This window comes from Streptomyces sp. NPDC050564, from assembly GCF_044457265.1.
In the GTDB taxonomy this organism is placed as follows: domain Bacteria; phylum Actinomycetota; class Actinomycetes; order Streptomycetales; family Streptomycetaceae; genus Streptomyces.
In genome coordinates, this window is the sequence record NZ_JBITGS010000012.1 from 40,617 (window position 1) to 54,071 (window position 13,455).

16 protein-coding genes are annotated in these 13,455 nt (G+C 70.7%); 6 read left to right on the plus strand and 10 right to left on the minus strand.

Annotated features, from left to right (window positions below; all coding sequences use genetic code 11):
- Window positions 1-21 precede the first annotated feature (21 nt).
- A complete protein-coding gene (locus ACIBK0_RS20140) occupies window positions 22-648 on the plus strand; it encodes a TetR/AcrR family transcriptional regulator (protein ID WP_399081488.1) in 627 nt (208 codons plus the stop codon).
- 162 nt (window positions 649-810) lie between these two features.
- On the opposite strand, the gene ACIBK0_RS20145 is transcribed toward ACIBK0_RS20140, so the two are convergent.
- The 4 genes from ACIBK0_RS20145 to ACIBK0_RS20160 form a co-directional block, all read right to left on the minus strand.
- The gene (locus tag ACIBK0_RS20145) at window positions 811-2,511 is read right to left on the minus strand and encodes a methylmalonyl-CoA mutase (protein ID WP_399081490.1); all 1,701 of its coding nucleotides are present in this window, start codon (window positions 2,509-2,511) and stop codon (window positions 811-813) included.
- A gap of 75 nt (window positions 2,512-2,586) precedes the next feature.
- Window positions 2,587-2,925 carry a DUF3817 domain-containing protein gene (locus tag ACIBK0_RS20150; RefSeq protein ID WP_399081492.1) on the minus strand — a complete coding sequence of 113 codons (339 nt, stop codon included), beginning with the start codon at window positions 2,923-2,925 and terminating at the stop codon, window positions 2,587-2,589.
- A 67-nt stretch (window positions 2,926-2,992) separates the two neighbouring features.
- Window positions 2,993-3,502, minus strand: a complete 510-nt coding sequence (locus tag ACIBK0_RS20155) for a MarR family winged helix-turn-helix transcriptional regulator (protein WP_399081494.1) — start codon at window positions 3,500-3,502, stop codon at window positions 2,993-2,995.
- Window positions 3,503-3,571: 69 nt separating this feature from the next.
- A complete protein-coding gene (locus tag ACIBK0_RS20160; RefSeq protein WP_399081905.1) occupies window positions 3,572-4,825 on the minus strand; it encodes an MFS transporter in 1,254 nt (417 codons plus the stop codon).
- A gap of 166 nt (window positions 4,826-4,991) precedes the next feature.
- On the opposite strand from ACIBK0_RS20160, the gene ACIBK0_RS20165 reads away from it, so the two are divergent.
- A complete protein-coding gene (locus ACIBK0_RS20165) occupies window positions 4,992-5,975 on the plus strand; it encodes a DUF5937 family protein (RefSeq protein ID WP_399081496.1) in 984 nt (327 codons plus the stop codon).
- Between the two features lie 120 nt (window positions 5,976-6,095).
- On the opposite strand, the gene ACIBK0_RS20170 is transcribed toward ACIBK0_RS20165, so the two are convergent.
- The 5 genes from ACIBK0_RS20170 to ACIBK0_RS20190 form a co-directional block, all read right to left on the minus strand.
- Window positions 6,096-6,728, minus strand: coding sequence for a TetR/AcrR family transcriptional regulator (locus ACIBK0_RS20170; RefSeq protein ID WP_399081499.1), 633 nt, complete (start codon window positions 6,726-6,728; stop codon window positions 6,096-6,098).
- Window positions 6,725-7,405 (minus strand): DUF4166 domain-containing protein, encoded by a 681-nt coding sequence (locus tag ACIBK0_RS20175; RefSeq protein ID WP_399081501.1) that lies wholly within the window; start codon window positions 7,403-7,405, stop codon window positions 6,725-6,727. Before ACIBK0_RS20175 ends, ACIBK0_RS20170 begins: the two co-directional genes overlap by 4 nt.
- Complete coding sequence (locus ACIBK0_RS20180) at window positions 7,402-8,154, minus strand: hypothetical protein (protein ID WP_399081503.1); 753 nt, start codon at window positions 8,152-8,154, stop codon at window positions 7,402-7,404. Before ACIBK0_RS20180 ends, ACIBK0_RS20175 begins: the two co-directional genes overlap by 4 nt.
- A 148-nt stretch (window positions 8,155-8,302) precedes the next feature.
- The gene (locus ACIBK0_RS20185; RefSeq protein WP_399081506.1) at window positions 8,303-8,596 is read right to left on the minus strand and encodes an MTH1187 family thiamine-binding protein; all 294 of its coding nucleotides are present in this window, start codon (window positions 8,594-8,596) and stop codon (window positions 8,303-8,305) included.
- Window positions 8,593-8,937, minus strand: coding sequence for a DUF3817 domain-containing protein (locus tag ACIBK0_RS20190; RefSeq protein ID WP_399081508.1), 345 nt, complete (start codon window positions 8,935-8,937; stop codon window positions 8,593-8,595). Before ACIBK0_RS20190 ends, ACIBK0_RS20185 begins: the two co-directional genes overlap by 4 nt.
- A 179-nt stretch (window positions 8,938-9,116) precedes the next feature.
- Between ACIBK0_RS20190 and ACIBK0_RS20195 the strand changes: the two genes are divergently transcribed.
- From ACIBK0_RS20195 to ACIBK0_RS20210, 4 genes are all read left to right on the plus strand, one after another.
- A complete protein-coding gene (locus ACIBK0_RS20195; protein WP_399081907.1) occupies window positions 9,117-9,749 on the plus strand; it encodes an AIM24 family protein in 633 nt (210 codons plus the stop codon).
- A gap of 1 nt (window position 9,750) precedes the next feature.
- Window positions 9,751-10,401, plus strand: coding sequence for an AIM24 family protein (locus ACIBK0_RS20200; RefSeq protein ID WP_399081510.1), 651 nt, complete (start codon window positions 9,751-9,753; stop codon window positions 10,399-10,401).
- Entirely contained in the window at window positions 10,398-11,198 is an 801-nt protein-coding gene (locus ACIBK0_RS20205) for an AIM24 family protein (protein WP_399081512.1), read from the plus strand. Before ACIBK0_RS20200 ends, ACIBK0_RS20205 begins: the two co-directional genes overlap by 4 nt.
- 92 nt (window positions 11,199-11,290) lie before the next feature.
- A complete protein-coding gene (locus tag ACIBK0_RS20210) occupies window positions 11,291-11,767 on the plus strand; it encodes a MarR family winged helix-turn-helix transcriptional regulator (RefSeq protein WP_369249246.1) in 477 nt (158 codons plus the stop codon).
- Between the two features lie 78 nt (window positions 11,768-11,845).
- Here the strand turns inward: ACIBK0_RS20210 and ACIBK0_RS20215 are convergent, their stop codons facing one another.
- Window positions 11,846-13,105, minus strand: coding sequence for an MFS transporter (locus tag ACIBK0_RS20215; RefSeq protein WP_399081514.1), 1,260 nt, complete (start codon window positions 13,103-13,105; stop codon window positions 11,846-11,848).
- Window positions 13,106-13,455 lie beyond the last annotated feature (350 nt).

Sequence of the window (13,455 nt, forward strand, 5' to 3'; positions counted from 1 at the left end):
CGGCCGGATATGGTCACTGGCATGCAAAGTCGCACTTCCGCCTCCCGTACGGGGCGCCCGCGCAACGCAGCCGCGGACGCCGCGATTCTGGAGGCGACGCGCGCGGCACTGGTCGAACTGGGCTGGTCCAAGCTCACGTTGGGAGACGTGGCGACCCGCGCCGGGGTCGCGAAGACCACGTTGTACCGCCGCTGGGCGGGCAAGAACGAACTCGTGGTGGACGCGGTGGCGGTCCTCTTCGACGAGCTGGAGCTCCCCGACCGGGGGAGCCTGGCGGCGGACATCGAAGGCGTCGTGCTCCAGTTCGCGGCGATCCTGGACCGCCCGGAGGCCAAGACGGCGCTGATGGCCGTCGTGGCGGAATCCACCCGTGACGAGCCCCTGCGCGACCGCATTCGTACGTCGATCGTCGACCGGCAGAAGCGCCTCGTCCTGGAGGGCCGCGCCCGCGCGAGCGCCCGCGGCGAGCTTCCCCCGGAGTCCGACCCGGCCGCCGCCGCCCGCACCGCCGACCTGATCTTCGACGTGGTCGCGGGTGCGGTGGTCCATCGCACCCTCGTCAGCGCGGAGCCCGCGGACGAGGAGTGGGTCCGCAGCTTCACCCGCGTACTGCTGCTGGGCCTGAAGGGGGCGACGGGGCAGAACTAGGGGCAGAACCGGCTGACTACGCAGTCCCCGGCCCGTCCGGGGGCGCGGGGAACTGCGCGACAAGCCCCCACGCACCCGCACCCAGAAGTCGGCCAAGGGGGGCTGGGGGCGAAGCCGCCCAGGTACGGGACGGGCAGGGGCGGAGGGGGCGAAGAAAGCCCCTCAGAAGCCGGCCGGCTCCGTGTACACCCCCCACTCGTCCCGGAGGGCATCGCAGATCTCGCCGAGCGTGGCCTCGGCCCGCACCGCGTCCAGCATGGGCGCGATCATGTTGGACCCATCCCGCGCGGCCGCCAGCATGGCGTCCAGAGCGGCCCGGACAGCCGCGTCGTCCCGCCCGGCCCTGCGGCCACCGAGCACCCGCACCTGCTCCCGCTCCACCTCGTGGCTGACTCGCAGAATCTCCAGGTCGCCGGTCACCGAGCCGTGGTGGACATTGACACCCACCACCCGCTTGTCGCCCTTCTCCAGCGCTCGCTGGTACTGGAACGCGGACTCGGCGATCTCGCCGGTGAACCATCCGTCCTCGATCCCCCGCAGGATCCCGGAGGTGATCGGTCCGATCGGGTGCTGCCCGTCGGGGTGCGCCCGCAGCCCCCGCTCCTTGATCTGCTCGAAGATCTTCTCCGCCTCGGCCTCGATCCGGTCGGTGAGCTGCTCGACGTACCAGGAACCGCCCAGCGGATCGGCCACGTTGGCGACCCCGGTCTCCTCCATCAGCACCTGCTGGGTGCGCAGGGCGATCTCCGCGGCCTGCTCGCTCGGCAGCGCCAGCGTCTCGTCCAGCGCGTTCGTGTGCAGCGAGTTCGTCCCGCCCAGCACCGCCGCCAGCGCCTCCACGGCCGTACGCACCACGTTGTTGTACGGCTGCTGAGCGGTCAGCGAGACGCCCGCCGTCTGGGTGTGGAACCGCAGCCACTGCGCCTTCTCGGACTTGGCCCCGTAGACATCGCGCATCCAGCGGGCCCAAATCCGCCGCGCCGCCCGGAACTTGGCGATCTCCTCGAAGAAGTCGACGTGCGCGTCGAAGAAGAAGGACAGACCGGGCGCGAAGACATCGACGTCCAGTCCCCGCGACAGGCCCAGCTCCACGTACCCGAAGCCGTCCGCCAGCGTGTACGCCAGCTCTTGGGCGGCCGTGGCCCCCGCTTCGCGGATGTGGTAGCCGGAGACCGACAGCGGCTTGTACGCGGGGATCTTCGACGCGCAGTGCTCCATGAGGTCGCCGATGAGGCGCAGGTGCGGCTCGGGCTGGAAGAGCCACTCCTTCTGCGCGATGTACTCCTTGAAGATGTCGGTCTGGAGGGTGCCGTTGAGCACGGACGGATCGACACCCTGGCGCTCGGCGGCCACCAGGTACATGCAGAAGACGGGAACGGCCGGACCGCTGATGGTCATCGACGTCGTCACGTCACCCAGCGGAATGTCCTTGAACAGGACCTCCATGTCGGCCGCCGAGTCGATCGCGACCCCGCAGTGCCCGACCTCGCCGAGTGAGCGCGGATCGTCGGAGTCGCGCCCCATGAGTGTGGGCATGTCGAAGGCCACGGACAGTCCCCCGCCGCCGTTGGCGAGGATCATCTTGTAGCGCTCGTTGGTCTGCTCGGCGTTGCCGAACCCGGCGAACTGCCGGATGGTCCACGTACGCCCTCGGTAGCCGGTCGGATAGAGACCGCGGGTGAAGGGGTACTCGCCCGGCCAGCCGATCCGCTCGAAGCCCTCGTACTCGTCCCCGGGCCGCGGCCCGTACACGGGCTCCACGGGGTCGCCGGAGAGCGTGGTGAAATCGGCCTCGCGCTTGCGCGAAGCGTCGTAGCGGGCCTGCCAGCGTCGGCGGCCTTCCTCGATGGCGTCAGCGTCCATACCATCGAATTTACTAGGACGTCCTAGTAAATGTCGATGGGGAACCGCCGCACGTTGCCCGTACGGCGGTGAGTGTTACGCCTTCGCGACCGCGGGAGAGTCGTCCGCGACCTTGGACTCCAGCTCGCGGGAGACCTTGCGCTCCACGAAGAAGGCGGCCGTGGGGATCGTCCCGGCGAGCAGCACCCACAGCTGCTTGCCGACCGGCCACTTCGCCTTGGAGCCCAGGTCGAAGGCGAAGACCAGGTAGACGACGTACAGCCAGCCGTGCGCGATACCGACAACGCGGGTGAAGTCCGCGGCACCGTTCATGTCGAGCACGTACTTGGCGATCACGCCGAGGGTCAGCAGGACCAGCAGCACACCGGTGACGTAGGCCATCACGCGGTACCTGGTCAGCACGCTCTTCTTCATGGGTACGAGCGTAACGACCCCTTTTGCGCGATCTTCGCGCGCCCCCACTCGCCCTCGGAGCGAGGCTCTACTCGTCCTCGAAGTCCCGCGCGGCGACTCGCAGCGGCCGCAGCATCGCGAAGATCTCCGCGCACTCCTCGGCGTCGTACGCCCCGAGCCCGAAGTCCATGGCCATCAGGTCGCGGGTGGCCGCGTCACAGACCTCGCGGCCCTTCTCGGTGATGGAGGCGAGTGTGCCCCGCCCGTCGTTGGGGTTGGGCCGCTTGTCGACAAGTCCGGACCTCACCAGCCGGTCCACGGTGTTCGTGACGGACGTGGGATGCACCATGAGCCGCTCGCCGATCTTGGACATCGGGAGCTCGCCGGCCTTGGAGAAGGTGAGCAGCACCAGTGCCTCGTAGCGCGCGAAGGTCAGTCCGTACGGCTTGACGACCGCGTCCACCTCGGCGAGCAGGATCTGGTGCGCGCGCATGATCGATGTGATCGCGGCCATGGACGGCACGGATCCCCAGCGCTGCTTCCAGTGTTCGTCGGCGCGGGCGATGGGATCGAAGGCAAGACTGAGCGGCTTCGGCACGCCAAAGACCTTACCGGCCGGTCACATCGTGGTCAGCCCCGTCTCGCCCTTCGGTCGGGCGCAGGCGGCTCACTTTCGCGGCCGGGTCCGCGCCACCTCCCGCACGAGCAGGGCGCAGCACACCGTGCCGAGCATCCCGACCCCGCCGACGACCGGGCCGACCGGCGCGAACTCGGCGGCCACTCCCGCGAGCGCCATGCCCACGCCCTGGATCGTCATCAGCCCGGCGGTGTGCACGGTCATGGCCCGGCCGCGCAACTCCTCGGGGACGGCGTCCACGAACCAGCGGTCCAGGCCCAGGGTGTACGCCCCCGTGAGCCCGGTGACGAGGAGGGCGAGCAGGATCCAGCCGAGGCCGGGGGCCGTCGGGTAGACCAGCAGGGGCAGCAGCCCGCAGGCCGCGAGCGGCAGGACGATCCGGGACCGGCCGGCGGGCGTGAGGACGGAGCCGGCGTACAGCTCGCCCGCGATCGTCCCGACGGGCATCGCGCACATCAGCAGACCGACGCCGGCCGTGCCGACCCCGATCTCGTCCGCGTACGCCGCCGCCAGCGCCTCGGGCGCGACCACGAACATCGGCGGCGCCCACAGCAGCAGGAGCAGCGCCCGGATCCTGCGGTCGCCGAGCACCTTCCGGGTGCCGGCGAGCGAGTACCGCATCAGCGAGCCGCCCCCGGCCCGGGCGGGCCTGCGCCGGGTGCCGAAGCGCAGCAGCAGCGCGGAGCTCGCGAACGTGCACAACGTGATGACCAGCGCGCCGCGCGGCGATACGACGGTGAGCAGGACGCCGCCGAGCCCGAACCCGATGAGGACGGCACTCTGCGAGACGATCCGCAGCAGCGAGCGTCCGAGCACGAAGAGGTCGCCCTCACCGAGGACGTCGACGAGCGTGGCCGTCCGGGTGCCGGTGAACACGGGCGACACGGCGGCGATCACGCACCGCAGCGCGAGCAGCGCGGCCACGGGAGTCACGGGCAACGCCATCCCGGCCGCGCACCCGGCGCACACCAGGTCGCACACCACGAGCACGCGCCGGGCGGGGAACCGGTCGGCGACCCCGGACAGCAGTGTGCCCCCGACCAGATAGGGCAGGAAGCCGAGGGCGAAGGCCAGCGCGCTCAGCAGGGGCGAGCCGGTCAGCCCGTACACGAGCACGGTCAGGGCGATCTCACTGACGACCACGCCGAGCAGGGACAGGGCGTGGGCGAGGAAGACGGCCCGGAATTCACGGACGGCGAAGACGCGGGCGTAGCCGGTGGCGTCGGGCGGAACCGGGGGTTCGGGCTGGTTTTCGGGACCGGTGGGTGCCGGGCGGGTGGGCATCCTCGTGGTGCCCTCGGTCTCTTCAGGCATGGCGGCAGCGTGCACGCGTGCGTGCGGCGGCCGTAGAGTTTCGGCACCAGCCGAATGATCCGCTGGACCGCCTGTCCCGCCGACCACATGTCCCGCTCGACCACCTGATGATCCGCCCCACCGCCGGAGGCCGCGCATGCCCTTCCACATGCACTTCGGCGACGACGACCTGCTGCGCTGCCGATTCGCGGTGTCCCCGCTGTGGGAGACGCAGGAGGCAGTGCGCACGCTGGCCAGGCCGGACCGGCAGGGCTACCACCCGCACTGGCTGCGCCGCATCCGGGAAGCGGCCCGCGAACTGGACCTCACCCCCCTTTGGCTGCTGATGCCCCGGCGCGGCCACAGCCCGGACTGGCTGGGCCCGCCGCCGATCGGCCCGGCGGCCACGTTCGACGAGGAGATCGCCGCGGTACGGGCGGCCGACCCCGAGCAGGCGCGGGACGACATGGCCCGGTCGCTCGCCGACACTCCGGGCGCCCTGGATTCCACGCGCGGCCGGGCGCTGCTGGCCGATCCGGCCCGTACGGTCCGGGAGCTGGCCGACCTGATGGAGGCCGCCTGGCACACGCTGGTAGAACCCGACTGGCCCCGGCTGCGCGCCCTCCTGGAGGCCGACGTCGCCTTCCACTCGCGCCGCCTCGCTCAGGTGGGCCTGGGCGCGCTGCTGCCGGAGCTGAATCCGCGCCTGGCCTGGGACGGCCGCACCCTGACCATCGCGTGGCTGGGCGAGCACGTCCGCAACCTCGACGGCCAGGGCCTGGTGCTGATGCCGAGCGTCTTCTCGTGGCCGGACGTGGTCAGCGGCTTCGACCCGCCCTGGCAGCCCACCCTGGTCTATCCGGCGCGCGGCATCGGCGCCCTGTGGTCGGAGCCCGCCGACCGCACGTCGGACACGCTGGTACGACTCCTCGGCCGCGGCCGGGCCACGGTCCTGACCGCACTGAACGAGCCCACCAGCACAACGGCCCTGGCCCACCGCCTCGGCCTCGCCCCGTCATCGGTCTCCGCCCACCTGACACTCCTGCGCGACGCCGGCCTCCTCACGGCACGCCGCTACGGCCACCAGGTCCTGTACGAACGAACACCCCTGGGCATCGCGCTGACGTCAACGGGTAACTGAGCCCGTCAGCCCGCGGGCAGTCGTGCCGCTGGGGCAGCACGGGCGGGCGCGGGCGGCACCCCGTCAGCGCCGGGCAGCGCGACCCGCCCCCTGGCACCAGCGCGCCGGGCACCCCACAGGTCAACGGCGACTTGACCGCCGTAGATGCAACCGCACCGCTCGCTGCCCCACAGGCCCAAGCTCCTCCAACGCACCCACCAGGAACGCGAGTTGCTCCAGCGCATCCAGCGCCGCAGTCGCCCCCGCCCCGTCCACCCCCTCGTACAACTCGATCCCCACGAACGACGCCGCAACCGCCCGCGCCAGCCCCGCCGGATCCGCGAACTCCCCGAACGGCGTCCCCCCGAGGACCCTCCTCAGGACCTTCTCGATCTCGGCGATCCACAGGTCGAGACCGGCCGCCGTGGCGGGTGCGATACGGGGATGCGTCTGCGCCCCGGCGAGCAACTGCCCCAGGACACCGACATACCCCTCCGCGCGCTCGGCCTCATGCATCTCCCGCCCGAACGCGAGCAGTTCGGCAAGGCTGGAGACCTCCGCGAGCCGGTCACGGTAGCGAGCGACCCGCCGCTCCGCCCCCTGCCGGCAGGCCGCCGACAGCAACTCGTCCACGGACCCGAAGTGGTAGAAGACCAGCGCCTGATTGACCCCGGCGGTCGCCGCGATCGAACGGGCCGAGGTCTTCGCGATCCCCTGCTCGGTGAGCGTCCGCAGCGCGCCCTCCAGGAGCTTCGCCCTGGTCGCATCGCTCACGCCCGCGCCTCCTCGCGCACGGGGCGCAGTCCGGGGCGTACACCGCAGGTACGGATGTCGGTGTAGGTCGCCCGGAAGGAGCCCTCGTAGCCGAAGAGCGGCCCGAAGTGGCGGTTCACGACGCGGACTTGGATGCGGAAGCGTCCCGTGGAGTCGTCGAAGGACTCCCGCGCCTCGGCCTCACCACCGATGAGTTCGGGGACGCGGACGTCCACGGGGCCCTCCCGGAAGCGGTGTTCGCCGGACCGGATCAGCAGCGAGCCGTCGGGCTCGGCACGGAAGAACAGGTCGCTGGCGAGGTGCTGATGGGTGCCGAGGTAGTCCAGGACGCGGTCGCCCTTGGGGCTCAGCACCATCTGGGCGTCGAAGCGGCGGGCGCGGCCGGGCAGGTCGAAGGTACGCACGAACGTCACCGTCTCACGCCCGAAACCGTCGGCGTACGGCACGTTCTCGATGGTGAAGGGGACGTTGCGGCCCGTGCGCGGGACCAGGATGTTGCGGGTGGTGCCCAGCGCCAGGAACGGCTTCAGCAAGCCGCTCCCGTGCCAGATCCGGTCCATGACGCCGCGCCCGGTGCACGCCTCACCGCCGGCCAGGCCGACGGAGAAGCGCCGTTGCAGCTCGGGGTGGAGGCGTTCGAAATCGGCGCCCATCACGGTGCGGAAGATCGATGTCATCGCTGGTGCTCCAGGGTGGTGAGGAGACGCGGTGCCCGGAGGCGGACGGGTGGCGTGCGCAGGCAGCGGCGGGCCGCCGGGGTGCCGGCCAATGGAGGTGCGAAGAGAGTGGCCAGGACGGCCGGTACGGCGAGCACCGGGGTCGCGAACAGTGCGAGCGGTGCCGGCGGTCCGGCGGCGTCCACCAACGCTCCGCACACCAGCCCCGAGCAGGCGGCCAGCAGGACGAGGGCGCGTACGGCCTGCTCGGCGAGCCAGTTCCGCAGCGCCCGCTCCGGGGTGATCCCCCGCTCCAGCCACAGCCGCAGCCGGTCGAAGGACCAGGCGGTGGCCCAGCCCAGGAGGGGGCGGAAGAGCAGCCGGTCGGCCACGGCTCCGAGGCGGCCCCAGCGCGGGCGGTAGTCGTACCCGGTCAGGAACCGGACGCCGTCGCCGTCGGGGACGTACCGCCAGTAGCCGCTGCCCTCGGCGAGCAGCGAGAGCGGATGCGGTGAGGCGAAACGCAGCGCCGAGGTGCGGGTGCCGTCCGGGCGCTCCTTCTCGCCGGCCGAGACACCTGTGCCGGCGACGGTCAGGAAGGGGAGCACCCGTGTGGCGTAACGGAAGCGCTGCGGTTCGCCGTCCGTGCGCGGAAGGTAGTCGATCTCGGTGAAGCGAAGGTCCCAGCGCCGGTGTTGCGCGGGGTCCTGCGTCCGCGCCCACAGGTCATCGAGGTCGCCGCGTATATGCGCCTCTATGTAGAGCCCCATCCTCGAACCCCCAGATCAGTGAGCCCTTTTGAGCGACCGCTCAATCGGCTGGCACGGAGACTACAGCGGTTTGAGCGATCGCTCAATCTCCGGGGTGCGAAAAACCCCGGCCCTGGGGACCGGGGTTTCGTTGCCGAGTGGGGGAGACCTAGGCGGACAGGTGCCGCTCCACCGTCTCCACCTTGGAGGTCAGACCGTCCGTCACACTGGGACGGATGTCCGCCTTCAGGACGACCGAGACGCGCGGTGCGCGCTTCTCGACGGCGGCGACGGCACGCTTGACGACGTCCATCACCTGGTCCCACTCGCCCTCGATCGAGGTGAACATCGCGTCGGTGCGGTTCGGCAGACCCGACTCCCGGACCACGCGGACGGCGTCGGCGACGTACTCCCCCACGTCCTCGCCGACGCCCAGCGGCGTCACGGAGAAGGCGACGATCATGCGTTCACGATCCCTTCCTTGCGGGCGCGGGACGCGATGACCGCGTTCTCGGCCTCGCGCTTGAGCTTGCGCTCCGCGAAGAAGCCGCCGGTGGGCAGCACGGAGAGGACGAAGTAGAGGAGTCCGGTCCCGGCGCTCCACCTGGAGCGGTTCCAGGCGTCCGCCCAGAAGATCACGTACAGGATGAAGAGGACGCCGTGGATGGAGCCCATGACGGGCACCGCGTTGAAGTCCGTGGTCCGCTTCAGCACCGAGCAGAGGAGCAGCAGCAGAAAGGAGACGGCTTCGGGGGCCGAGACCAGGCGGAGGCGGCGGAGGGCGGTGGCGGTCTTTATGTCCACGGGTCACCTTCGGTGGGAGAGTCGTCAAACGCTTTGTGAACGCAAGCACAAGCGCCCGCCCATTGTGGCACTCGGGCTTCGCGCGTCCCGGCAGGGGGTCTCGGGGTGTCTTCGGGGTCCGGATCATCCCGGAGGCTCTGTCGGCGGCCCCACCCGGCGGCTACCTTCACAGCGTGGCGATGTTTCGACTTCAAGGCAGCAAGGTGCTGGCCGTCGACATGACCGGGGACGCCGTGAAGGCGAAGAACGGCTCGATGGTCGCGTACGACGGCCAGATGGCCTTCAAGAAGCTGAGCGGGGGCGGTGAGGGCATACGGGGGATGGTGACCCGGCGCCTCACCGGTGAGCAGATGACGGTGATGGAGGTGAAGGGGCACGGGACCTGCTGGTTCGCGGACCGGGCCTCCGAGATCAACCTCGTCGGTCTCCAGGGGGACAAGCTGTACGTGGAGTCGAGCAATCTGCTCGCCACGGACGCGGGGCTGCGCACCGGCACGTCGTTCACGGGTCTGCGGGGTGCCTCGCAGGGCAACGGACTGTTCACGACCACCGTCGAGGGGCACGGGCAGGCGGCGATCATGTCCGACGGCCCGGCGGTGGTGCTGCGGGTGAGCGCCCAGTACCCGCTGACGGTCGACCCGGGCGCGTACATCGCGCACCAGGGCAATGTGCGGCAGTCCTTCCAGTCCGGTGTGACGTTCCGCACATTGCTGGGCGAGGGCGGTGGCGAGGCGTTCCAGATCCGCTTCGAGGGTGACGGCCTGGTCTATGTGCAGCCCAGTGAGCGCAACACGATCGCGGGGGACGTGTGACATGCCCTTTCGCGAAGTGAACTCGAAGATGGTCGAGGCCACGGTGCTGCCGGGCCGGCGCATGTTCAGCCAGCGCGGCGCGATGCTCGCCTACAAGGGCGAGGTCTCCTTCACCCCCAACATCCAGGGCGGCCAGGGCGGTGTGATGTCGATGCTCGGCCGCCGCCTGGCCAACGAGGCCACTCCACTGATGACCGTCGAGGGCTCCGGCACCGTCCTCTTCGGGCACGGCGGCCACCACGTCCAGGTGATCAACCTCACCGGTGACACCTTGTACGTCGAGGCGGACCGGCTGCTCGCCTTCGACGGCACACTCCAGCAGGGCACGATGTTCCTCGGCTCGCAGGGCGGGGTCATGGGCATGGTGCGCGGCCAGGTGACCGGCCAGGGCCTCTTCACCACGACTCTCCAGGGACATGGTGCGGTCGCCGTCATGGCGCACGGCGGCGTCTTCGAGATCCCGATCACCCCGCAGCGCCCGGTCCACGTCGACCCCCAGGCGTACGTCGCCCACCACGGCGACGTACGCAACAAGCTGTCCACCGCGCTCGGCTGGCGCGACATGGTGGGCCGCGGCTCGGGCGAGGCGTTCCAGCTGGAGCTGAGCGGCAATGGCGCGGTGTACGTCCAGGCCTCGGAGGAGAAGCTGTGAGCGCGTACGGGACTCCGGGCGGCCCGGTCATCCACGACCCGATGTCACTGCCGGTCGACGACAACGTCAACAACTACACCTTCTGCGTCGAGCTCAAGGGGAGCCAGTGGTTCCTGCAGAAGGGCAAGATGATCGCCTACTACGGGTCGATGGAATTCAACGGCGTCGGACACGGCCGGCTCGACCGTCTGGTCCGTACGTCGTTCCATTCGCCTCTGCACGCGAGCGACTGGGTCGTGGCGGAGGGCTCGGGCAAGATGCTGCTCGCCGACCGGGCCTTCGACGTCAATTCGTACGACCTGGACGACGGCAATCTGACCATTCGCTCGGGCAACCTGCTCGCTTTTCAGCCAAGTCTTGCCCTCAAGCAGTCGATCGTGCCGGGGTTTCTGACGCTGATTGGAACCGGCAAGTTCGTAGCCGCATCCAACGGTCCGGTGGTGTTCATGGAACCTCCGATCCGGGTGGACCCGCAGGCCCTGGTCGGCTGGGCCGACTGCCCGTCCCCGTGCCATCACTACGACCACGGGTACATGACAGGTGTAATGGGCGGTCTACGTGCGATGACAGGCCTCGGTGGGGCCTCCGGAGAGGAGCACCAGTTCGAGTTCGTAGGGGCCGGCACGGTGCTGCTCCAGTCCACCGAAACCCTCATGGCCGAGCAGGCCATGGGCGCGGTCCCGCACGAGCCCGGAGTACCTGGCGCGGGCGGGGTACCCGGTCACCAGGGACAGCAAGCCGGCGCACCGCGCCTTCCCGGACAGCTGGGGGACCTCCAGCGTCGCTTCGGGCTGTGAGCGGTAGTCTGCGGAGTGTGACATCGAACGCGTGCGCACAGTCACACCACCCTCACTAGTTCGCCTTTCAACATTTTAGGTAGACTTCATTTATGGAGACCGAGACGGCCACGCGCTGGCTGACCGATGCGGAGCAGTGCGCCTGGCGCACCCACCTGGAGGTCAACAGGCTGTTGACGTACCAGCTCGAGAGGGACCTGCAGCCGTTCGGGCTGACGATGAACGACTACGAGATCCTGGTGAACCTCTCAGAGTCGGAGGGCGTACGGATGCGGATGAGCGACCTCGCGTCCGCCACCCTCCAGTCCAAAAGCCGCCTCTCGCACCAGATCACGCGCATGGAGAACGCGGATCTGGTGCGCCGTGAGAACTGCGAGTCGGACCGCCGGGGTCTGTACGCCGTCCTCACCGAGCACGGCATGGAGACGATGAAGAAGGTCGCGCCGTATCACGTGGCGTCTGTGCGGAGGCACTTCATCGATCTGCTCTCCCCGGAGGCGCTGGAAGACCTCCACAAGTCGTTGCGGCCGATCGCCGAGCATCTGCGGGGGCAGCGGGGCAAGCCCTAGGGGTTCTGAAGCGGCCGACTGCCCTCAGGATGCCGGCCGCCCCCAGTCCGCCGGCCGTCCTCAGACTGTCGGCCGTCCTCAGACTGCCGACCGTTCGTGGCTGATCGCGCCGTTCTCCGCGCCCTCGACGGGGCGCGGAGAAGCGCGCACACCCCGCACGGAGATCAGGCCCGCAGCGATGGCCACCGCTCCCGAGAGCGCGAAGCACAGGCCCAGGGACAGATGGCCCACCACGAGCCCGACCCCTGCGGCGCCGCCCGAATTGCCCGCGTTCACCGCGGTGTTGACCCAGGCGCCCGCCTGGGTGCGGAAACCGGCCGGGGCCGCCTCGTCGGCGATCAGGTAGGACGTGGTCAGCGCCGGGGCGACGAAGAAGCCCGCGCAGGCCACGGCGACGGTCAGTGTGCCGAGGCCGGGAGCGAAACCCGCGGCGAGCAGGGCGAGGCCCAGGCCGCCGGCCTGCAGCGGCAGCCGCACCCGCACGGACCTGCGCCAGTTGACGGCGCCGTTCAGCAGGCCGCCCAGCGCGCTGCCCACCGACAGCGCGGCGAGCACCCAGGCGACCACGTCGTCCCCGTGATGGCGCTGCTGGGCGAAGGCCATCACGAGAAGGTCCAGGGATCCCAGGGACAGTCCTACGCCCGCCGCGACGACGACGGGCTGCGCGAGCGCGCGTCCGCCGCGAAGCCGGCCCCATGAGCGTGCGGGCTTCTTCTCCGCGGCCGGTCGTACGCCCGCCACGACCGGCGACAGGACGAACGCGAGGGTTCCGGCCCACACCAGCAGGGCGCTGAGCGCGATCCCGGCGGCCGACGGCGCGAACTGCACGACCGCGCCCACCAGCAACGGCCCCGAGACGAAGAGGATCTCCTCCGCCACGCCGTCCAGGCTGTACGCGCGCTGCAACAGCCGTCTGTCCTCGACGACTTCGCCCCACACGGCACGCATCGTGGGGCCGAGGGGCGGCGTGCAGCCGCCCGCGGCGACGGCCAGCGCGCCGAGCGCCGCCGCCGGTACTCCCGGCCGCCAGGCTGCCGCCGCCAAGGCCGTGAGCAGGCCCGCGTACAGCGAGGCCATCGGGACGAGGGCACGGCGAGGGCCGTACCTGTCGATCAGGGCCGCCCTCGCGGGCGACAGGCACACGCTCATCGCGCCGAACAGCGCCATGACCGTGCCGGCCACGGCGTACGACCCGGTTGCCCGGGTCACCGTGAGCATCATGGCCAGCGAGACGATGCCGTACGAGAGCCTGCCGATCAGGGCGGCGGCGAAGGTGCGGCGGGTGTGGGGAATGCGGAAGAGCGCGGCGTACGAGGGCCGCGAGAGCGTCGCAGACATGCGAAAGGTTCCTCAACTTCGAGGCGGACGAGGGGACGCCTGAGTGCCGCGACGGCGCGGCGCCGAGTGGCTGCCTGTCCGTCGCGGGCCTGGGCGGGCCCTATGCCAAGAGGAGGAACATGCGGCCCAACTTAACAGCGGGCGGTGGGAGTTGGCCAGGAGGGTTTTTCGCCCCCGCCACCCCTGCCCCTCCCGACCTGGGGCTCCGCCCGGGACCCCGTTCGCGGGGGGGCCCCCGCCCCCCGGCGGGGGGGGGGGGGGGGGGGGGGGGGGGTTTGGGGGGGGGGGGGGGGGGGGGCCCCCCCGCCCCCCCCGGGCGGGGGGGGGGGGGGGGGGTAATGGAACACAGC